We start from the raw sequence: 19,184 nt of genomic DNA on the forward strand, positions 1-19,184 counted from the left end.
CATAAAAAAAGCCGGGTGCTTTCGCCGCCCGGCTTTCCTCTTTCTGCCCGCCTTAAGGCACATCATACCCCAGCGCCGCCTTGCGAATGCGGAACCACTGCTGGCGGCTCAGCACCAGTTTCTGCGCCTTCAGCGCCGAACGCACTCGCTCAATCTTGCCGGAGCCGATGATTGGCAACGGCGACGACGGCAGACGCATCACCCAGGCGTACACCACCTGCTCGATGGTCTCCGCGCCGATCTCTTGCGCCACCCACTGCAACTCGTCGCGCAGCGGCTGAAACTCGGCGTCGTTGAACAGGCGCCCGCCGCCCAGGCAGGACCAGGCCATCGGCTTGATGCGCAGCTGCTGGCACTGGTCGAGCGTGCCGTCGAGAATGGCCGGTTGGTGAATCGGCGAGATCTCCACCTGGTTGGTCGCCAGCGTGAACGGCAGACGCGACTGCAGCAGTTGGAACTGCGCGGGCGTAAAGTTGGATACGCCGAAATGGCGCACCTTGCCGCTTTTGTGCAACGCAACGAAGGCTTCGGCTACGTCGTCAGCATCCATCAACGGATCCGGGCGGTGGATCAGCAGCAGATCGAGGTAATCGGTATGCAGATGGCGCAGTGACTGTTCCGCACTCTGCACGATATGATCGCGGTCGGTGATGTAATGCCCAATAGGGTTACCGGGCTTGGCGGTGGTGGCGATGCCGCACTTGGTCACCAATTCCAGCGACTGGCGTAGCGCCGGCTTCAGACGCAGCGCGTCGCCGAACGCCTGTTCGCAGGCATAGCCACCGTAGATATCGGCGTGATCGGCGGTGGTGACGCCCAGTTCGACATGCTGTTCGATGAACGTCAGCAGCTGCTGCGGTGACATGCCCCACTCCATCAACCGCCAGTAACCGCAAATCATGCGGGAAAATTCAGGCCCCTGCGGCGCGAGACGAATACGTTCTACCATTGCGAAAACCTCATGACATTAGTTGTCAGCCAGCATACACAAGCCGGTGAGGCACAGGGAAGCGGTAAGCCACACGAACGTGCGGCAGATCAGGAAAGGTTAAAACAACGACGGCTGCTCCGGCAGCGGCTCGTCAGGCGCTTTATTGGCGCGCTGCAGCCGCAGGAAGCGTTGACGGCACAGGCGCAACACCTCGCGCTTTTGCGCATCGCTCATGGTCATCCAGCCGAAACGCTCCTCGCGGCTGCGCAGGCAGCCACGGCAGAATCCACGATCGTCGGCCTGACAAATGCCGCGACACGGGCTGGGGATGTCGAAAAACTCAAGCTGCTGCGCCACGGGGCTCCTCCTGCGTTCTCTTGCTAATTGAAGACGCCATCGCCGCCGCTGGCAAGTCCCTTTTCGCCATTGCGGCGAAAATAGTCACGCAAATAGCGCAGCGCCTGGCGGCTTTTTTCCGGCACATTGCGTTCGAGCGTCAGCGCGTGCAGTCGCAGCGCCGCCGGCCGCCACTCCGGCAACAGCAGCAACAGTTCGCCGCGCTGCAGTTCGTCGCCAATTTCATACAGCGGCTGAACGGAAATGCCCAGCCCGGCGCGGGTAAAGGCGCGCATCACGTTCATGCTCTCACTGACGATCTGTCCTTCCGCCAGCCGCAGCTTGACCTGCTGGCCGGACTGGTGCTGCAAATCCAGATGCGCCCCGCTGTAGCCGCTGGAGATCCAGCGGTGCTGTACCAAATCCTGCGGTTTTTCCGGCACCCCATGCTGGCTGAGGTAACGCGGTGCGGCGCACAGCACCATCGGCCACGCCGTCAGCGGATGCGCAATCATATTGGCGTCCGCCAGCTGCCGGTTGGCCCGCAGCGCAATGTCGACCCGCTGTTCTATCATATCGACGATGCGATCGTCCGCCAGCACTCGCAGCGTCAGCTTGGGATGCGCCTGCAACAGCGGCGACAACGCCTCCGCAAGCGATCGGCCGCCGATGCCGACCGGGGTGGCGATGCGCAGCTCCCCCACCAGCGTATCCCGCAGCTCCGCCAACCGCTGCTCCGCCTGCAGCGCCTGTTGCAGCATCGCCTCGCAGCCGGGATAGAACGCCGCTCCCGCCTCGGTCAGCGCCAGACGGCGGGTGGAACGATGCAGCAACGGCACCCCAAGCGCCTTCTCCAGCGAGCGCATGTGCTGGCTGACCGCCGACGGCGTCATGCCCAGCCGCCGTGCCGCACCGGCCAGCGAGCCCTCCGCCACCACGGTGGCGAATACCGCCATTCGATTGAGTTTATCCACGATTATGAAGTTTTACTTAATCAAGAAAGCATGAATATGGCACTAATCACGGCTATTGTTAAGGACTAGAGTAGAAACCACGCGGCAGGCACCTCGGCCTGCCTCACGATACTGAACCTATCCCCGAAGGAGCATACAGATGAAAGTAGCCATTATTGGAGCAACCGGTTTTGTTGGCCGCCGCGTGGTGGATGAAGCGCTGGCTCGCGGTATTCAGGTGACGGCAATCGCGCGCCAGAAAAAAGAGTTGCCGGAGCACGCCAATCTGACCGTCGCACTGGGCGACGTCGCCGATACGGCTTGGCTGGCGGGACAATTGCGCGGCCAGGACGCGGTGATCAGCGCCTACAACCCCGGCTGGGGCGAAGACAACCTGTATGAGAAAACCACCCGCGGCGCCCAGCAGATCCTCACCGCGGTCGAGCAGGCCGGCGTCAAACGCCTGTTGGTGGTCGGCGGAGCCGGCAGCCTGGAAGTGGCGCCGGGCGTTGAACTGGTGGATACGCCGCAGTTCCCGGAAAATATCCGCCCCGGCGCGCAGGCGGTGCGCGATCTGCGCAACAAACTGCGTAACGAGTCGGCACTCGACTGGACCTATCTTTCGCCGGCCGCCCTGCTGGAGCCGGGCAAACGCACCGGCCAGTTCCGCCTCGGCACCACGCAACTGCTGATGAACGGCGAAGCGCCGGCCAGCATTTCGGTGGAAGACCTGGCGGTCGCTATCGTTGATGAGATTGAAAAGCCTCAGTTTATTCGCGCGCAATTCACCGCCGCCTACTAAACCGCCCCGCCGCCAGGCCGCTCGGCCTGGCGTTTTCCGCGTATTCTCCGCCACCAGTAATCTGAGTTTCTAAGGTTTTCTTAAGTTTCATCCGGTAGATTTCAAGGCATTATCTACTTTCAGGATCCCGATTTGGCAATGTGGTTACGTCAACGCTTACGGTGCAACAGCCTCGGTTTTACCCTCGCCGCCGCCCTGTTCTTCACTTTATTTCAGAACGCCTTATTCCTGCAGCGCGCCTGGTCGTATATCACCTTCGATAGCGCCCACAGCGTGATTTTCGCCGCCAGCATGCCGGTGGTGATCTTCTGTGCGTTGAATATCATCTTCAGCGTGTTGACCGTGCCCTACCTGCGCAAGCCGCTGATCATCTTTTTCTTGCTCGGCAGCGCCGCAGCCAACTATTTCATGTTCAGCTATGGTGTGGTGATCGACGGCAACATGATGCAGAACGCCTTCGAAACCAACCCTCAGGAGGCGACCGCGCTGCTGACGCCGCGCATGGGATTGTGGCTGACGCTGCTCGGCATTCTGCCGGCGGTGGCGGTCTGCTTCACTCAAATTCGCCAAACTCGCCCCTGGTGGTACATGGTCGGACTGCGCGCCGCCAACGTCATGCTGTCGTTGGTGGTGATCCTGATCGTCGCCGCGCTGTTCTACAAAGACTACGCTTCGCTGATCCGCAACAATAAGAGCGTGGTGAAGATGTTGACGCCTTCCAACTTCGTGGCCGGCACCATCAAGTTTACCGAACAGCGTTACTTCACCCGCAATCTGCCGCTGGTCAAGATCGGCGAAGATGCGCGTAAAGGGCCGCTGATCGCCAGGCAGGCCAAGAAAACGTTGGTGATCCTGGTCGTGGGCGAAACCGCCCGCGCCGAAAACTTCTCCCTAGGCGGCTATGAACGCGAAACCAATCCGCGCCTGAAGCAGGACAACGTGGTCTACTTCAAAAACGCCAGCTCCTGCGGCACCGAAACGGCGATCTCCGTGCCCTGCATGTTCTCCAACATGCCACGCAAGGAGTACGACGCGACCCAGGCGACGCACCAGGAAGGCATGCTCGACGTGCTGGCGCATGCCGGCGTCAATGTGCTGTGGCGCGATAACGACGGCGGCTGCAAAGGCGCCTGCGACCGGGTGCCGCACATCGACATGACCAAGCTGAAACCGCCGCAGGACTGCGACGGCGAGGTTTGCATGGACAACGTGCTGTTGTACAAGCTGAACGACTACATCAATAGCCTGAAAGACGACGGCGTGATCGTGCTGCACCAGATGGGCAGCCACGGCCCGGCTTACTACCGCCGCAGCACGCCAGAATTCCAGGCGTTTTCGCCGACCTGCAACAGTAATCAGATCCAGGATTGCAGCCATGAACAATTGGTGAACACCTACGACAACTCAATCCTGTATACCGACGCGATGCTCGATGCCACCATCAAGCTGCTGCGGCAGTATGACGACCGTTTCAATACCGCGCTGGTCTATTTGTCCGATCATGGCGAATCGCTGGGGGAAAACGGCATGTATCTGCACGGTACGCCTTATGTCTTCGCGCCGAGCCAGCAAACGCACGTGCCTTTCCTGATGTGGATGTCGGCCGACTATCAGCGCAATTTCGGCATCGATCGCCAGTGTCTGAATACGCTGGCGGAAAAGGACGAGGTTTCGCAGGACAACCTGTTCCACACCCTGTTGGGCATGCTGAACGTACAAACCCGCGAATATCAATCCCAGTTGGATATCCTGCAACGCTGCCGCAACGCGGCGTAGCGCTTAACTTCCGCGTGCCGCTGGGGCACAATAGTTTGCAGACAACCGGCGTTTTGTGCGCCGGTTTTTTTATTCCCATTGACCTAGACCAATCGGTCTATTATGCTCGGCACCATGATGACCAAATCAACGCATTGCAACGTGGATACACGTGAACATCTGCTCGCCACCGGCGAAACCCTCAGCCTGCGCCTGGGCTTTACCGGCATGGGGCTGAGCGAACTGCTGGCCACCGCGGGCGTGCCGAAAGGCTCGTTCTACCACTATTTTCGCTCGAAGGAAGCCTTCGGCGAAGCGATGCTGCAGCGCTATTTCGCGCATTATGATGCAGAAATGCAGGCGCTGTTTGCCGACAGACGCGGTGATGCCCGCCACCAGCTGCTCGGCTATTACGCCCAGGCTATCAGCTACCACTGCCGCAGCGAATGCCACAACGCCTGCCTGGCGGTGAAGCTTTCCGCCGAGGTGAGCGATCTGTCGGAACCGATGCGCCATGCGCTGGAAACGGGCACCGCTCGCGTGATCGGCCACCTTCAGGAGGCCATCGAGCGCGGTATCGCCGAGGGCTCGCTGTCGGTAGCCATGAGCCCGGCGGCAACCGCAGAAACGCTGTATTCACTGTGGCTCGGCGCCACGCTGCGCGCCAAGATCCGTCACTCGCTGGCGCCGTTGACCAGCGCGCTGGAAAGCATCGAGTTGCTGCTGCGCCCGCCGCAACCGTAACAACTTATTTTTATTGAAAAAATGCAGTTCATGGTTTTTTATCGCCCATTACTAGACGACCGGTCTATTAAATACAGGATGCACTATGAAGACTGAAAAATTGCTCTCTCCGCTGAAGGTTGGCGCCATCACCCTGCCCAACCGCGTGTTTATGGCTCCGCTGACGCGTTTGCGCAGCATCGAGCCGGGCGATATTCCTACGCCGCTGATGGCGGAATATTACGCACAGCGCGCCAGCGCCGGCCTGATCGTGACCGAAGCGACCCAGGTTTCCTTCCAGGCGAAAGGCTACGCCGGCGCGCCCGGTTTGCATACGCCGGAGCAGATCGCCGCATGGAAAAACATCACGCAGGCAGTGCATGACAACAACGGCCATATCGCCGTGCAGCTGTGGCACGTAGGCCGCATTTCCCACGCCAGCCTGCAGCCAGGCGGGCAAGCGCCGGTCGCGCCTTCGGCCATCAACGCCGAAACCCGCACCACCGTGCGTGATGAAACCGGCGCCTGGGTGCGCGTGCCGACCTCCACGCCGCGCGCGCTGGAAACCAGCGAGATCCCGGGCATCATCAACGATTTCCGCCAGGCAACCGCCAACGCACGCGAAGCCGGTTTCGACTTCATCGAACTGCATGCTGCCCACGGCTATCTGCTGCACCAGTTCATGTCACCGGCGTCCAACCAACGTACCGATCAATACGGTGGCAGCATTGAGAATCGCACCCGCCTGACACTGGAAGTGGTCGACGCCACCATCGCCGAATGGGGTGCCGAACACATCGGTATCCGTATCTCGCCGCTGGGACCGTTCAACGGGCTGGACAACGGCGAAGATCAGGAAGAAGCAGCGCTGTATCTGGTGGAAGAGCTGAATAAGCGCAATATCGCTTACCTGCACATCTCCGAACCTGACTGGGCCGGCGGCAAACCGTATTCCGACGCCTTCCGCGACTCGGTGCGCGCCCACTTTAAAGGGGTGATCGTCGGTGCCGGCGCCTACACCGCCGAAAAAGCCGAAGCATTGATCGAAAAAGGTTTCATCGACGCGGTGGCCTTCGGCCGCAGCTACATCGCCAACCCGGATCTGGTAGAGCGTTTCCGCCAGCACGCCCCGCTGAACGAACCTAAGCCGGAAACCTTCTACGGCGGCGGCGCCGAAGGCTATACCGACTATCCGTTTCTGGCGAAGTAATCTGTCCTGACCCCAACGGCCACGCAATCGCATGGCCGTTTTTTATGCGTCGCGCGCAAAGCAAAAAGGCCCGCACGAGGCGGGCCGCTGTTCCCTGGTGTTGATCTTTATTGCCGTTCGATTTTTACACGATCGCCGCTGGAATAGATAATTGATTGTGCAGATCAATTACTCTGTATCGATCGGTACACTCGATCAATATTTAGACACCCTCGACGCGAGACCACAAAGTGACATTGTCACCAGCTCGTCACGTTGAATTCCCTTGCGGGACAAGGCTATACTCGCTTGTGCTTCAATCCACCCGCCGTCTGCCACGGCACAGTCAATTCAGAGGAATTATGCGCTTACTCCATACCATGATCCGCGTCGGTGACCTGCAACGCGCCATCGACTTCTACACCAAGGTATTAGGCATGCGCCTGCTGCGCACCAGCGAAAACCCGGAGTACAAATACTCCCTGGCTTTCGTCGGCTATACGGAAGAGAGCGAAGGCGCAGTTATCGAACTGACCTATAACTGGGGCACCGACAGCTACGACATGGGCACCGCCTTCGGCCACCTGGCGCTGGGCGTGGACGACGTTGCCGCCACCTGCGACAGCATCCGTCGCGCCGGTGGCAAAGTCACCCGCGAAGCCGGCCCGGTGAAAGGCGGCACCACGGTTATCGCCTTCGTCGAAGATCCGGACGGCTACAAAATCGAGCTGATCGAAAACAAACACGCCGGTCAGGGCCTCGGCCACTAAGCCTCCCCTTCAGGGCGCGTTGGCGCCCTGCTGATTCTCCGCGCGATAGCGCCTGCAACCGGGCGCAAAATTTGCCATAATGCGCGCTGCATTCGATGAAGATAAGAAACTGATGGCCGAGAAAAGTGATCTTAACGCCCTGAGTGGTCGTTTTCGTGGGTTTTATCCCGTAGTAATAGATGTTGAAACCGCCGGCTTCAACGCCAATACCGATGCGTTGCTGGAGATCGCCGCCGTCACGCTGAAAATGGATGAGGACGGCTGGCTGCAGCGGGACGAAACCCTGCACTTCCACGTGGAGCCTTTCGAGGGCGCCAACCTGCAGCCGGAAGCGCTGGCGTTTAACGGCATCGATCCGCACAATCCGCTGCGCGGCGCGGTCAGCGAATATGACGCGCTGCACGCCATTTTCAAAGCGGTGCGCAAAGGGCTCAAGGATCGCGGTTGCAATCGCGCCATTATCGTGGCGCACAACGCCAACTTCGATCACAGCTTTTTGATGGCCGCGGCCGAACGCGCCGGCCTGAAGCGCAACCCGTTCCATCCGTTCGCCACCTTCGACACCGCCGCACTGAGCGGCCTGGTGCTGGGGCAAACGGTGCTGGCCAAAGCCTGCATCGCCGCCGGCATGCCGTTCGACAGCAGCCAGGCACACTCCGCGCTGTACGACACCGAGCAAACCGCCCTGCTGTTTTGCGAGCTGGTTAACCGCTGGAAACGTCTCGGCGGCTGGCCGCTGCCCGCCGGCGATCTCGCCGAATAAAACCAACAAAAAAGGCGGCCCAGTTTGCACTGGCGCCGCCCGTTACGCGATAATCGCAAGCCCGTCGATTAAGACTGCTGGTCTTCCTGCGCTTTGTACTTTTCTGCCGTTTCTTTGATCAGTTGCTGCAGTTCGCCGCGCTGATACATCTCGATGATGATATCGCAACCGCCGACCAGCTCACCATCTACCCACAGCTGTGGGAACGTCGGCCAGTTGGCGTATTTTGGCAGCTCGGCGCGGATATCCGGGTTCTGCAAAATGTCCACATAGGCGAAACGCTCGCCGCAGGCGGACAGCGCTTGCACAGCCTGCGCGGAAAAGCCGCAGCTCGGCAGCTTTGGCGAACCTTTCATGTAAAGCAGAATCGGGTTTTCAGCGATCTGGTGCTGAATTTTTTCAAGTGTCGTCGTCATTTATTGCTTCCTCAAGCCACATTTCATGGCTACAACATGCATCACGCGGGCTATTGTAGCGGCTGGAACAGTCGCAAGAAAACGCCATCTTTTGCAAGGATATTCGCCCGCCGCCGATCGCGTTTCACCGGCCACGTCATTCCGGTCAAAACATACGTTGAGAATAACATTTTTAATCCGACCATTTCACTAATATATTGCGCCGCGATGCCGGCGCGGCTTAATTATATCCGCCACCGTCGCCTGGCGCTTTTTTATACATCAACAGGCTGATTTTAAACCAAAAAAAATGTCATTAACGTTTTCTCACAATATGGATTATTATTTATGAGTTCTTCGCTGTTTTATATGGTGAAGTTCGGGAATACTGTAACTCTTTCGATATCCGTTTCGGGGCCAAGGTTGGTGACGTCGACATGCGTTTAATTCTTACGCTCTTTGCGCTGCTGTTTACGCAGCTCTTCTTCAATTTGGCGCACGCTGCGCCACAGGCGCGCGTTGCCGCCGAGCAGCGTAAAAGCCATGCTAATGAAGCGCGGCCCGATGACCGCAGAAAAAAGAAAGCGGATAAAGCCGCCAAAAAAGCCAAAGTGACGGCCCCCGAGAAAAAAACCAAGACCGCCAAGGCCAAAAGCGAGAAAAGCGCGAAAAAGATCGTCAGCGCCAAACCCAAGGCCAAAGCGCAGAAAACCGCCAAGATTAAAGTCACCCCTCCGAAAAAGGGCTATAAAAAAGGCTATGGCCGCCACCGCGACGCCGGTATGGCCACCGCCAAACTGGCGCGTGAAGAAAAGCCGTTAAAACTCAGCCCGGCGCACAAAAAACGTTACCAGCATGCCAAACAGACCGCGATGGCCAAGCTGATGGATCAGATGGGCAAGCCTTACCGCTGGGGCGGCAGCTCGCCGCGCACCGGCTTCGACTGCAGCGGCCTTATCTATTACGCCTATAAGGACGTGGTGAAAATCAAGATGCCGCGCACCGCCAACGAAATGTATCACCTGCGCGACGCGGCGCCGATCAAGAAAAGCGAACTGGAAAGCGGCGATTTGGTGTTCTTCCGCATCAACAACCGCGGCGTGGCGGACCATGTCGGCGTCTATCTCGGCAACGGCAAATTCATCCAGTCGCCGCGCACCGGCGAAGAGATCCGCATCAGCCAGCTCGACAACGACTATTGGCAAAATCATTACATCGGCGCACGCCGCGTAGTGACGCCGAAAACCATCCGTTAATTCCCTGTTCTGCGCGGTTGCGGCCCCGGTCGCAACCGCCTGCTCAAGCTATCACCCATCGCACTTCCCCACGCGCATTTCTCGCTTTTCCTCCTGTTTTTTATGATGAAAATTGTTAAGATTGAATGACCACAATAAAAAACGGCCCATCTGGCTCCCGCCTGGGCGGGAAGAAAGTGGCGCTGTAAAGGAGGAAGCAATGTCGTTTGAATTACCTGCATTACCGTATGAGAAAAACGCGCTCGAGCCGCACATCTCCGCCGAGACCCTGGAATACCACTACGGCAAACACCACAATACCTACGTGGTTAACCTGAACAACCTGGTGAAAGGCAGCGAGTTCGAGGGCAAATCGCTCGAAGAGATCATCAAGACCTCCAACGGCGGTGTGTTCAACAACGCCGCGCAGGTGTGGAACCACACCTTCTACTGGCACTGCCTGTCGCCACAGGGCGGCGGTGAACCGCAGGGCGAACTGGCGGCGGCGATCGTCAAATCCTTCGGCTCTTTCGCTGCGTTCAAAGAGCAGTTCACCGATGCCGCCGTGAAAAACTTCGGCGCCGGCTGGACCTGGCTGGTGAAAAAACCGGACGGTGCGCTGGCGATCGTCAACACCTCCAACGCGGCAACTCCGCTGACCGGTGAAGATAAACCGCTGCTGACCGTTGACGTGTGGGAACACGCGTATTACATCGATTACCGCAATGCGCGTCCAAAATACCTGGAAAACTTCTGGGCGTTGGTCAACTGGAAATTTGCGGCGGAAAACCTGGCGTAAGCGCAGGCCTTGCCGAAGTGACGAGGCGCAGCCAGGCTGCGCCTTTTTTAAAACCGGCGGGAGATCAGTTCAACGCGGCGACAAAGCTGAAAGCGATGATCATCGCCAACGCGCCGACGGTAGTGAACAGAGACATCTTCAGATCGGTATCCATGACAACTCCTTTAAAATGGGCTTTCCTAAGGATAAAAGGCGCACAATTAGTACGTCAAATCATTTTCCCACAGTTCGCCGATAAAATCTTGTTATCATTTCCCGGTTTATAATCTCGATTACCTCTTCCACTTTTGTTCAATATGCGACAAAATTCGCAGTTCACAACTGCGTACCGGCATCCATGCCCCTCCTGATTAAGCGCTGAAGACTTCAACACACTAAAAACTCAGTTTTCGCTTCTCTGGAGAAGGATCTACGTAGGCAAACGATTAACATCACACTTACATGCTGTAAACATGTGAGTTCAGGAGTCATTCCTTACATGGCAACGATTAAAGATGTGGCCAAACGCGCGGGCGTTTCCACCACCACCGTTTCGCACGTCATCAATAAGACTCGTTTCGTCGCCGAAGAGACCAAAGCGGCCGTGTGGGCCGCGATCAAAGAGCTGCACTACTCGCCGAGCGCCGTGGCGCGCAGCCTGAAAGTCAATCACACCAAGTCTATCGGCCTGCTGGCCACCTCGAGCGAAGCGCCCTATTTTGCCGAAGTGATCGAGGCGGTGGAAAACAGCTGCTACAGCAAAGGTTACACCCTGATCCTGTGCAACTCGCATAACAATCTGGACAAGCAGCGCGCCTACCTGGCGATGCTGGCGCAAAAGCGCGTCGACGGCCTGCTGGTCATGTGTTCCGAATACCCGGATCAACTGCTGGGCATGCTGGAGGACTACCGTAATATCCCGATGGTAGTGATGGACTGGGGCGCCGCGCGCGGCGACTTCACCGACACCATCATCGATAACGCGTTCGAAGGCGGCTATCTGGCCGGCCGTTACCTGATCGAGCGCGGTCACCGCGATATCGGCGCCATCCCGGGCCAGCTGTCGCGCAACACCGGCGGCGGCCGTCATCAGGGCTTTATGAAGGCGCTGCAGGAAGCGCATATCGACATTCGCGAAGAGTGGATCGTCCAGGGTGACTTCGAGCCGGAGTCCGGCTACAAGGCGATGCACCAAATCCTGTCGCAAAAACAGCGGCCGACCGCGGTATTTTGCGGCGGCGACATCATGGCGATGGGCGCCATCTGCGCCGCTGACGAGCTGGGGCTGCGAGTGCCGCAGGATATTTCCGTGATCGGCTATGACAACGTGCGCAACGCACGCTACTTCACCCCGGCACTGACCACCATTCACCAGCCTAAAGAGCGCCTGGGAGAAATGGCCTTCACCATGCTGCTGGATCGCATCATCAGCAAGCGCGAAGAATCGCAGGTGATCGAAGTGCATCCGAAGCTGGTGGAACGCCGTTCGGTCGCCGACGGTCCGTTCATCGACTACCGCCGCTAATCCCCTGAGCCGGAAGCCTGCACGGCTTCCGGCGCCGCCTCGCTCAGCCACTCCTGATTCAGCGTCTCCCCATCGCCCAGATACGCCAGCAGCCAACTCATCGCCGGCGACGGTTTATCCTGCTGCCAGGTCAGGCAGCAAGGGCTGGCGGGAAACGGCTGCTGCAGCTGCAACGCCTTCAGCTCACCGCGCTGCACCAGCGGCAGCGCCCGATGCGCCGGCATCATGCCGACGCACAGCCCGGCGCACAGACAGTCGAGCGCCGATGTCCAGTCCGGCACCACCAGCCGCCGCTGGTTATCCAGCGTCCAGGTGACGCGCTTGGGCAAATTGCGCGAGGTGTCCTCCAGGCAGAGCGAGGGGTACGGCCGCAGTTGATCGTCGTGCAGCGGCCCCGCCAGTTGCGCCAGCGGATGCTGTGGGCTGACTACGCACAGCCAGTTCATATCCCCCATGTCGCGGAAAGCGAAGCCGCCGCCGACCGGCACCGCGCGCGTGGCGCCGATCGCCATGTCCGCCCTGCCGTCCACCAACGCATCCCAAACGCCGTTGAACACTTCGGGTTGCAGCATCAGTTCAACATCGGGGAAATGGCGGTAGAAATCCAGCACCAGCTGGCGGCTGCGCTGGGGTTTGACGATGATGTCGACTGCGATATTCAGCTGGCCGCGCCACCCGTTGGCCACCTGCTGACAGTGGCGACGGGTGTCGAGCATTTTTTTGATAACAACTCGCGCATCCTTGATAAACAGCGCGCCGGCCGGCGTCAACTCCACATCACGGTGACGCCGCTCAAACAGCGGCACCGCCAGCCATTGTTCCAGTTGCCGCACGGTATAGCTCACCGCCGACGGTACCCGGTGCAGCTCCTGCGCCGCCGCGCTGAAACTGCCGGTGCGCGCCACCGCGTCAACAACTTCAAGAGAATATTCAGACCACATCGCTTTGCCTTCAATTTTTTTAACAGCACTTTGCAAATATTACCGTTTCACAAGCAGAGATCCAGCCGGATACACTGGCCGGCGCTAAAAACCTGCGACACTAAAATATTAACGAGAAATACCATGCGAAATTCTTTTGGCTTTATGTTCTACCTCGCCGGCCTGAGCATGTTGGGTTATCTGGCGACCGATATGTACCTGCCCGCCTTCGGCGCCATGCGGGAGGAACTGCAAATTTCCGCCGGCGCGGTCAGCGCCAGCCTGAGCATCTTCCTGGCCGGCTTCGCCTTCGCGCAACTGCTGTGGGGGCCGCTCTCCGACCGGCTGGGCCGCAAACCGGTATTATTGATCGGCCTGACGCTGTTCGCGCTCGGCTGCCTGGGCATGCTGTGGGTAGAAAATGCCGTGCAGCTCTGGATACTGCGCTTTATTCAGGCCGTCGGCGTCTGTTCCGCCACCGCCATCTGGCAAGCGCTGGTGGTCGACCGCTATCGCGAAGGCCAGGCCAACCGCGTGTTCGCCACCATCATGCCGCTGGTGGCGCTGTCACCGGCGCTGGCGCCGCTGCTTGGCGCCTGGCTGCTGAACCACGCCAGCTGGCGTGCGATCTTCGCCGCGCTGTTGGTGATCACCGCGCTGCTGCTGCTGCCGACGCTGCTGCTCAAAGAGCGCGCCAAAACGCACCCCGCCGCCGTCGCGCCGAAAAACGGCGTCAGCTTCTGGCAACTGTTGAAATCTCCGGTGTTCAGCGGCAACGTCGCTATGTACGCCGCCTGCTCGGCCGGTTTCTTCGCCTGGCTGACCGGTTCGCCGTTCATCCTCGGCGATATGGGCTATAGCCCGAGCGACATCGGTCTGAGCTATGTGCCGCAAACGCTGGCCTTCCTGCTGGGCGGCTACGGCTGCCGCGCCGCGCTCAAGCGCATCAATGGCAAAACTCTGCTGCCGTGGCTGCTGGTAGCTTATGGTGTCAGCATGGTGGCGCTGTATCTGGTGGCGACCCTGACCAATCCGACGCTCACCACACTGCTGATCCCGTTCTGCGTGATGGCGCTGGTCAACGGCGCCGGCTACCCGATCATGGTGGCGAATGCGCTGATGCCGTTCCCGGAAAGCAGCGGCAAAGCCGCCGCGCTGCAAAATACGCTGCAATTGGGGCTGTGTTTTGTGGCAAGCATGCTGGTGTCGGCGTTTATTGCCCAGCCGCTGTTGGCGACGGTGACGGTGATGGTATCTACGGTAGTCCTGGCCGCGCTGGGTTATTTCCTGCAGCGGGGAAAAGCGGCCGATGCGCAGCAAAAGGCACAGCGGGAACATGCTAACTCAGCGTCATAATTGCCAAGATTAATAATCACTTAAAGAATATGCGTGCCGAGTGCGATTTACAGTTGAGTCAACGCCTCGGCACGCCTATACTCAAAAACAACCTTGCAAAGTAACACCTTATAATCTCTATATCTCAATCAGCTATTGTGTACGCGCCTTGCGTCACACTCTTTTTTTAAAGGGGCGTTTATCCTGCGCCGTTTGCGTCGGGCCGTTTCTTTAAATTTCCTCTGTTCATAGTCGGATATCAGACGCCGCGGGCTTATTTCCCGTTGGTATAGGTATGCACCCGCAGAAATTGTCTAAGCTGTTTCCTAACGGGTCATCAGTCAGAAGAAGGTGATGGAGAAGCTATGAGTTCATCGTGTATAGAAGATCTGAGCATCCAGGATAACCAGTGGTACCGTATCGCGCACGAAATGCTCGGTCTGGCCGGTATCGAAATCAACGGATCGCGCCCTTTCGATATTCAGGTTAAAAATCCCGAATTCTTTAAACGCGTTTTGCAGCAAGGGTCACTGGGCCTGGGCGAAAGCTATATGGACGGTTGGTGGGAGTGCGAGCGGCTGGATATGTTCTTCCAGCGCGTGGTCAGCGCCGGGCTGGAGAAGAAACTCCCCCACCACCTGAAAGATACCCTGCGTATCGCCGCCGCGCGCCTGACCAATCTGCAATCGAAAAAGCGCGCCTGGATCGTCGGCAAAGAGCATTACGATCTCGGCAACGATCTGTTTACCCTGATGCTCGATCCTTACATGCAGTATTCCTGCGGCTACTGGAAAGACGCCACCACGCTGGAGGAAGCGCAGGAAGCCAAGCTGCGGATGATCTGCGAGAAACTGCAGCTGCAGCCGGGCATGCGTTTGCTGGACATCGGCTGCGGCTGGGGCGGTCTTTCCGCCTATGCGGCGAAAAATTACGGCGTGTCGGTGGTCGGCGTGACCATTTCCGCCGAACAGCAGAAGCTGGCTCAGGCGCGCTGCGCCGGGCTGGATGTGCAGATCCTGTTGCAGGATTACCGCGATCTGCACCAGCAGTTCGATCGCATTGTCTCGGTCGGCATGTTCGAGCACGTCGGGCCGAAAAACTACCGCACCTATTTCGACGTGGTGGAGCGCAATCTGGCGCCGCACGGCCTGTTCCTGCTGCACACCATCGGCTCCAACAAGACCGACATGAACGTCGATCCCTGGATCAACAAATATATCTTCCCGAACGGTTGCCTGCCCTCCGTGAGACATATCGCCGAGGCCAGCGAAGGCCATTTCGTGATGGAAGACTGGCACAACATCGGCGCCGACTACGATCGCACGCTGATGGCCTGGTTCGAGCGCTTCAAACAGGCGTGGCCGCAGCTCGCCGAGCGCTATTCCGAACGCTTCGAACGGATGTTCAGCTATTACCTGAACGCCTGCGCCGGCGCGTTCCGGGCGCGCGATCTACAGCTATGGCAGGTGGTGTTCAGCCCGAAAGGCGTTGAAGGCGGCATTCGCGTCGCCCGCTGAACGCTTTCCCGATAAAAAAGCCCCGGCAACATCTTCGCCGGGGCTTTTTTTTTTGCTCTTTCGAACCCTGCGGGTTAACCGCAATAAACGCGAATAATTTTATCGTCGCTGTCGCCAAGGAAGTTCAGACGGCGCAGGTTGAAATCCATGGTGACGGCAGAGTTGTACGGAATGGCTCGCACCTTGCCGTCGATCCGCACGCCTTCCAGCGAGGTCATCGGTTTGCCGACAAAATTTTGATACTGCGAAGCGCCGCAGGTATCGTCCGCATCGGCCATTTGCGCGCCCGCGCCCTGCTCAGGCGAACTGCTGCAAGCGCTCAGCGCCAGCAACGCGGTTAACAACAACGTTTTCCCATAAAACTTCACGCGTTTCTCCTCTCTGCTTATGATTCGATGCCGGCGGTCACGCCAAAATCGCTGTCAGTCTTTGTGCGCCGGCGCCATCGCCGCGGCCAACGTCGCTTCCCGATTGGCCAGCACGCGCTCGACGGTGTCCACCACCGCCTGCGTTTGCGGATCGATCTCGATGTTCACCTTGTCGCCGAGGCGTTTTTTACCCAGCGTAGTGCGATCCAGCGTTTCCGGGATCAGGTGCACGCAGAAACGGTTATTCACCACTTCGCCGATGGTCAGGCTAATGCCGTCGATGCCGATGAAACCTTTGTGCAGCACATATTTCATCAATTCCGCATCCGGCATGCGCAGCCATACCTGGCGGTTATTTTCCGAGGTATAAATCTTGGCCACTTCCGCCGTGCAGATAATATGGCCGGACATCAAATGGCCGCCAATTTCGTCATTGAACTTCGCCGCGCGCTCGATATTGACGATGTCGCCCAGCGCCAGATCGCCGAGGTTGGTCAGGCGCAACGTTTCTTTGATCAAATCGAAGCTGACGCGGTTGCCTTCCACCGCGGTGACGGTCAGGCAGCAGCCGTTATGGGCCACCGACGCGCCCAGCTCCAGCCCCGGCAGCAGCTCGGCTGGCATTTCGATCACGTGGGTGCGGAAATTGGGTTTCTCATCAATGGCGACCAGCGGCGCGGTGCCTTGTACGATACCGGTGAACATATGTGCCTCTTCTTGCTAAATAGGTTAAAACGCTACCGGCAGTTTGCCCCAGTTGGCGCTGAAAACCAAATCCGCGACGGCAAAAAAAGAATGGCTGCGCATTTAATAACTATTTATCTGCGGCGTTTGCTTAACGACGCCGAGCAGGTACAATCTTTTTGACAAAATTCCGCTATTTTAATTGTTGTCCTCTCGCGGCAGCCCTCCCTCCCACATATATAAATAGAAAAGGTGTATGCGTGCAGAAGTACTTAATTGAAGCGCGTAGTTTATTGGCTCTCGCTATCCCGGTCATCATCGCGCAAATATCACAAACCGCCATGGGCGTGGTGGATACCATCATGGCCGGCGCTTACAGCGCCACCGACATGGCGGCGGTGGCGGTCGGCACCTCGATCTGGTTGCCGGCCATTTTGTTCGGCCACGGCCTGCTGCTGGCGCTGACCCCGGTTATCGCCCAGCTCAACGGCGCCGGCCGTCGCGATCGCATCGCCCATCAGGTGCGTCAGGGCTTCTGGCTGGCCTCCGGCGTCTCTGTGCTGCTGATCGTCGTGCTGTATAACTGCAAGTTCGTCATCGACATGATGCACAACATCGATCCGCAGTTGGCGGATAAAGCCGTCGGCTATCTGCACGCCATCATGTGGGGGGCGCCGGGTTACCTGTTCTTCCAGGTGATGCGCAACCAGTGCGAGGGGCTGTCCAAAACCAAACCCGGCATGGTGATCGGCTTCCTCGGCCTGCTGGTGAATATCCCGATCAACTACATCTTTATCTACGGCAAGTTCGGCATGCCGGAACTCGGCGGCGTCGGCTGCGGCGTCGCCACCGGCAGCGTCTACTGGATCATGTTCCTGATGATGCGCTGGTACGTGAAGCGCGCGCCGTCGCAGCGCGACATCAAACGCCAGGCCGGCGATCTCGGCGGCCCGGACTGGGCGGCGCTAAGGCGCCTGATCGGCATCGGCATGCCGGTGGCGCTGGCGCTGTTCTTCGAGGTCACGCTGTTCGCGGTGGTGGCGCTGCTGGTTTCGCCGCTGGGGATCGTCGCGGTCGCCGGCCACCAGATCGCGCTTAACTTCAGCGCGCTGATGTTCGTGCTGCCGCTGTCGCTGGGCGTCGGCGCCACCATCCGCGTCGGTTATCGTCTGGGGGAAGGTTCGGTCGAAGGCGCGCGCGTCGCCGCTTACTCCGCCATCGGCGTCGGCATAACCATGGCCGTCTGCACCGCGCTGTTTACCGCCACTTTCCGCGAACCGATCGCCCTGCTGTACAACGACAGCCCGGCGGTGGTGGCGATGGCCTCACAGTTGATGCTGCTGGCGGCGCTGTACCAGATCTCGGATTCGGTCCAGGTGATCGGCAGCGGCGTGCTGCGCGGTTATAAAGATACCCGCGCGATCTTCTTCATCACCTTTATCGCTTATTGGGTGTTGGGCCTGCCGAGCGGCTATCTGCTGGCGTTAACCGATGCGCTGGTGCCGGCGATGGGGCCAAGCGGTTTCTGGATCGGCTTTATCATCGGACTGACCTTCGCCGCCATCATGATGGCGCTGCGCATGCGCTGGCTACAGAAACAGCCGACCACCGTCATCCTGCAGCGATCCACACGCTGAACCCGCAGCCCGGCCGGTTTCCTCCCCGGCCGGGCTGCGGTTTGCGGAAAAAAACGCCGGACTGCGCACAACCTCAGCAATCGCGTGAAATACCGAATAAAATTGCGCTTTTCCCCTTGCCAGCGCGCGGGTAGCTCGTTAATATTCGTCCCCGCTGTCAGCCATGACAGACAGGAAAAGATGCGTCCGTAGCTCAGTTGGTTAGAGCACCACCTTGACATGGTGGGGGTCGGTGGTTCGAGTCCACTCGGACGCACCAAATTCCTGAAGCAGTACAGTGCGTCCGTAGCTCAGTTGGTTAGAGCACCACCTTGACATGGTGGGGGTCGGTGGTTCGAGTCCACTCGGACGCACCAAATTTCAGAAGCAGCGCAGTGCGTCCGTAGCTCAGTTGGTTAGAGCACCACCTTGACATGGTGGGGGTCGGTGGTTCGAGTCCACTCGGACGCACCATATTGCTGATTCATCTCTCCCTGTCACGTTATACTTCCCGTTGTATCGTCTCTGCCCGACCGTTCGATTTTTCATGTCGATTGCGCCGAACTACCGCCATCAGCCATCAGGAACG

General features: G+C 58.7%; 20 protein-coding genes and 3 tRNA genes. 15 read left to right on the forward strand and 8 right to left on the reverse strand.

Annotated features, from left to right (window positions below):
• Nucleotides 1-52: 52 nt before the first annotated feature.
• From ACMGF7_RS20925 to ACMGF7_RS20935, 3 genes are all read right to left on the reverse strand, one after another.
• Nucleotides 53-949, reverse strand: a complete 897-nt coding sequence (locus ACMGF7_RS20925) for an aldo/keto reductase (protein ID WP_420286626.1) — start codon at nucleotides 947-949, stop codon at nucleotides 53-55.
• Nucleotides 950-1,048: 99 nt separating this feature from the next.
• Nucleotides 1,049-1,288 (reverse strand): DUF1289 domain-containing protein, encoded by a 240-nt coding sequence (locus ACMGF7_RS20930; protein ID WP_049240184.1) that lies wholly within the window; start codon nucleotides 1,286-1,288, stop codon nucleotides 1,049-1,051.
• A gap of 23 nt (nucleotides 1,289-1,311) precedes the next feature.
• On the reverse strand, nucleotides 1,312-2,241 hold the full coding sequence (locus ACMGF7_RS20935; protein ID WP_187212313.1) for a LysR substrate-binding domain-containing protein: 930 nt from the start codon (nucleotides 2,239-2,241) through the stop codon (nucleotides 1,312-1,314).
• Between the two features lie 139 nt (nucleotides 2,242-2,380).
• Here ACMGF7_RS20935 and ACMGF7_RS20940 point away from each other — a divergent pair, with 139 nt between their 5' ends.
• The 6 genes from ACMGF7_RS20940 to rnt all read left to right on the forward strand — a co-directional run bounded on the left by ACMGF7_RS20940 (nucleotide 2,381) and on the right by rnt (nucleotide 8,222).
• Complete coding sequence (locus ACMGF7_RS20940) at nucleotides 2,381-3,022, forward strand: NAD(P)-dependent oxidoreductase (protein ID WP_004931317.1); 642 nt, start codon at nucleotides 2,381-2,383, stop codon at nucleotides 3,020-3,022.
• A gap of 138 nt (nucleotides 3,023-3,160) precedes the next feature.
• Nucleotides 3,161-4,798 carry a phosphoethanolamine transferase EptA gene (gene eptA, locus ACMGF7_RS20945; RefSeq protein ID WP_049240185.1) on the forward strand — a complete coding sequence of 546 codons (1,638 nt, stop codon included), beginning with the start codon at nucleotides 3,161-3,163 and terminating at the stop codon, nucleotides 4,796-4,798.
• A gap of 102 nt (nucleotides 4,799-4,900) precedes the next feature.
• Nucleotides 4,901-5,521 carry a TetR/AcrR family transcriptional regulator gene (locus ACMGF7_RS20950; protein WP_021505463.1) on the forward strand — a complete coding sequence of 207 codons (621 nt, stop codon included), beginning with the start codon at nucleotides 4,901-4,903 and terminating at the stop codon, nucleotides 5,519-5,521.
• A gap of 85 nt (nucleotides 5,522-5,606) precedes the next feature.
• Nucleotides 5,607-6,710 carry an alkene reductase gene (locus ACMGF7_RS20955; RefSeq protein WP_004931322.1) on the forward strand — a complete coding sequence of 368 codons (1,104 nt, stop codon included), beginning with the start codon at nucleotides 5,607-5,609 and terminating at the stop codon, nucleotides 6,708-6,710.
• Between the two features lie 341 nt (nucleotides 6,711-7,051).
• Nucleotides 7,052-7,459, forward strand: a complete 408-nt coding sequence (gene gloA, locus ACMGF7_RS20960) for a lactoylglutathione lyase (RefSeq protein ID WP_004931325.1) — start codon at nucleotides 7,052-7,054, stop codon at nucleotides 7,457-7,459.
• Between the two features lie 79 nt (nucleotides 7,460-7,538).
• Nucleotides 7,539-8,222 (forward strand): ribonuclease T, encoded by a 684-nt coding sequence (rnt, locus tag ACMGF7_RS20965; RefSeq protein WP_016927925.1) that lies wholly within the window; start codon nucleotides 7,539-7,541, stop codon nucleotides 8,220-8,222.
• A 68-nt stretch (nucleotides 8,223-8,290) separates the two neighbouring features.
• Here rnt and ACMGF7_RS20970 read toward each other — a convergent pair whose 3' ends face one another.
• Nucleotides 8,291-8,638 carry a Grx4 family monothiol glutaredoxin gene (locus ACMGF7_RS20970; RefSeq protein WP_004931329.1) on the reverse strand — a complete coding sequence of 116 codons (348 nt, stop codon included), beginning with the start codon at nucleotides 8,636-8,638 and terminating at the stop codon, nucleotides 8,291-8,293.
• Between the two features lie 416 nt (nucleotides 8,639-9,054).
• Here ACMGF7_RS20970 and ACMGF7_RS20975 point away from each other — a divergent pair, with 416 nt between their 5' ends.
• Entirely contained in the window at nucleotides 9,055-9,873 is an 819-nt protein-coding gene (locus ACMGF7_RS20975; RefSeq protein WP_004931330.1) for a C40 family peptidase, read from the forward strand.
• 199 nt (nucleotides 9,874-10,072) lie between these two features.
• Nucleotides 10,073-10,651 (forward strand): superoxide dismutase [Fe], encoded by a 579-nt coding sequence (gene sodB, locus ACMGF7_RS20980; protein ID WP_021505464.1) that lies wholly within the window; start codon nucleotides 10,073-10,075, stop codon nucleotides 10,649-10,651.
• A gap of 64 nt (nucleotides 10,652-10,715) precedes the next feature.
• On the opposite strand, the gene ACMGF7_RS20985 is transcribed toward sodB, so the two are convergent.
• Nucleotides 10,716-10,805, reverse strand: coding sequence for a YnhF family membrane protein (locus tag ACMGF7_RS20985; protein ID WP_004931335.1), 90 nt, complete (start codon nucleotides 10,803-10,805; stop codon nucleotides 10,716-10,718).
• A 324-nt stretch (nucleotides 10,806-11,129) separates the two neighbouring features.
• On the opposite strand from ACMGF7_RS20985, the gene purR reads away from it, so the two are divergent.
• The gene (gene purR, locus ACMGF7_RS20990; RefSeq protein ID WP_004931336.1) at nucleotides 11,130-12,155 is read left to right on the forward strand and encodes an HTH-type transcriptional repressor PurR; all 1,026 of its coding nucleotides are present in this window, start codon (nucleotides 11,130-11,132) and stop codon (nucleotides 12,153-12,155) included.
• On the opposite strand, the gene punR is transcribed toward purR, so the two are convergent.
• Nucleotides 12,152-13,096, reverse strand: a complete 945-nt coding sequence (gene punR, locus ACMGF7_RS20995; protein WP_049240186.1) for a DNA-binding transcriptional activator PunR — start codon at nucleotides 13,094-13,096, stop codon at nucleotides 12,152-12,154. The genes purR and punR overlap by 4 nt on opposite strands.
• A gap of 123 nt (nucleotides 13,097-13,219) precedes the next feature.
• Here punR and punC point away from each other — a divergent pair, with 123 nt between their 5' ends.
• Together punC and cfa are read left to right on the forward strand one after the other, a co-directional pair.
• Nucleotides 13,220-14,431, forward strand: a complete 1,212-nt coding sequence (punC, locus tag ACMGF7_RS21000; protein ID WP_049240187.1) for a purine nucleoside transporter PunC — start codon at nucleotides 13,220-13,222, stop codon at nucleotides 14,429-14,431.
• A 344-nt stretch (nucleotides 14,432-14,775) separates the two neighbouring features.
• Entirely contained in the window at nucleotides 14,776-15,927 is a 1,152-nt protein-coding gene (gene cfa, locus ACMGF7_RS21005; RefSeq protein WP_004931341.1) for a cyclopropane fatty acyl phospholipid synthase, read from the forward strand.
• Between the two features lie 74 nt (nucleotides 15,928-16,001).
• Here the strand turns inward: cfa and ACMGF7_RS21010 are convergent, their stop codons facing one another.
• Nucleotides 16,002-16,295: an I78 family peptidase inhibitor gene (locus tag ACMGF7_RS21010; RefSeq protein ID WP_004931344.1), complete on the reverse strand. Its 294-nt coding sequence runs from the start codon at nucleotides 16,293-16,295 to the stop codon at nucleotides 16,002-16,004.
• Between the two features lie 54 nt (nucleotides 16,296-16,349).
• Nucleotides 16,350-17,000, reverse strand: a complete 651-nt coding sequence (locus tag ACMGF7_RS21015; protein WP_004931347.1) for a riboflavin synthase — start codon at nucleotides 16,998-17,000, stop codon at nucleotides 16,350-16,352.
• Between the two features lie 239 nt (nucleotides 17,001-17,239).
• On the opposite strand from ACMGF7_RS21015, the gene ACMGF7_RS21020 reads away from it, so the two are divergent.
• The 4 genes from ACMGF7_RS21020 (at nucleotide 17,240) to ACMGF7_RS21035 (ending at nucleotide 19,069) form a co-directional block, all read left to right on the forward strand.
• Complete coding sequence (locus ACMGF7_RS21020; protein ID WP_049240188.1) at nucleotides 17,240-18,616, forward strand: MATE family efflux transporter; 1,377 nt, start codon at nucleotides 17,240-17,242, stop codon at nucleotides 18,614-18,616.
• Nucleotides 18,617-18,798: 182 nt separating this feature from the next.
• A tRNA-Val gene (locus ACMGF7_RS21025) sits at nucleotides 18,799-18,875 on the forward strand.
• Between the two features lie 20 nt (nucleotides 18,876-18,895).
• Nucleotides 18,896-18,972: transfer RNA gene (locus ACMGF7_RS21030), tRNA-Val, on the forward strand.
• A 20-nt stretch (nucleotides 18,973-18,992) separates the two neighbouring features.
• A tRNA-Val gene (locus ACMGF7_RS21035) sits at nucleotides 18,993-19,069 on the forward strand.
• The last annotated feature ends 115 nt before the right edge of the window (nucleotides 19,070-19,184 follow it).

Origin of the sequence: Serratia sp. BNK-17, from assembly GCF_048684935.1 — a bacterium.
GTDB classification, from domain to species: domain Bacteria; phylum Pseudomonadota; class Gammaproteobacteria; order Enterobacterales; family Enterobacteriaceae; genus Serratia; species Serratia nematodiphila.

What these genes read in the sequence shown, in the direction of transcription:
- ACMGF7_RS20925 (WP_420286626.1), bottom strand. Translation starts at nt 949, where the DNA reads ATGGTAGAACGTATTCGTCTCGCGCCGCAGGGGCCTGAATTTTCCCGC.
- ACMGF7_RS20940 (WP_004931317.1), top strand. Translation starts at nt 2,381, where the DNA reads ATGAAAGTAGCCATTATTGGAGCAACCGGTTTTGTTGGCCGCCGCGTG.
- eptA (WP_049240185.1), top strand. Translation starts at nt 3,161, where the DNA reads ATGTGGTTACGTCAACGCTTACGGTGCAACAGCCTCGGTTTTACCCTC.
- ACMGF7_RS20950 (WP_021505463.1), top strand. Translation starts at nt 4,901, where the DNA reads ATGCTCGGCACCATGATGACCAAATCAACGCATTGCAACGTGGATACA.
- ACMGF7_RS20955 (WP_004931322.1), top strand. Translation starts at nt 5,607, where the DNA reads ATGAAGACTGAAAAATTGCTCTCTCCGCTGAAGGTTGGCGCCATCACC.
- gloA (WP_004931325.1), top strand. Translation starts at nt 7,052, where the DNA reads ATGCGCTTACTCCATACCATGATCCGCGTCGGTGACCTGCAACGCGCC.
- rnt (WP_016927925.1), top strand. Translation starts at nt 7,539, where the DNA reads ATGCGCGCTGCATTCGATGAAGATAAGAAACTGATGGCCGAGAAAAGT.
- ACMGF7_RS20970 (WP_004931329.1), bottom strand. Translation starts at nt 8,638, where the DNA reads ATGACGACGACACTTGAAAAAATTCAGCACCAGATCGCTGAAAACCCG.
- ACMGF7_RS20975 (WP_004931330.1), top strand. Translation starts at nt 9,055, where the DNA reads ATGCGTTTAATTCTTACGCTCTTTGCGCTGCTGTTTACGCAGCTCTTC.
- sodB (WP_021505464.1), top strand. Translation starts at nt 10,073, where the DNA reads ATGTCGTTTGAATTACCTGCATTACCGTATGAGAAAAACGCGCTCGAG.
- ACMGF7_RS20985 (WP_004931335.1), bottom strand. Translation starts at nt 10,805, where the DNA reads ATGGATACCGATCTGAAGATGTCTCTGTTCACTACCGTCGGCGCGTTG.
- purR (WP_004931336.1), top strand. Translation starts at nt 11,130, where the DNA reads ATGGCAACGATTAAAGATGTGGCCAAACGCGCGGGCGTTTCCACCACC.
- punR (WP_049240186.1), bottom strand. Translation starts at nt 13,096, where the DNA reads ATGTGGTCTGAATATTCTCTTGAAGTTGTTGACGCGGTGGCGCGCACC.
- punC (WP_049240187.1), top strand. Translation starts at nt 13,220, where the DNA reads ATGCGAAATTCTTTTGGCTTTATGTTCTACCTCGCCGGCCTGAGCATG.
- cfa (WP_004931341.1), top strand. Translation starts at nt 14,776, where the DNA reads ATGAGTTCATCGTGTATAGAAGATCTGAGCATCCAGGATAACCAGTGG.
- ACMGF7_RS21015 (WP_004931347.1), bottom strand. Translation starts at nt 17,000, where the DNA reads ATGTTCACCGGTATCGTACAAGGCACCGCGCCGCTGGTCGCCATTGAT.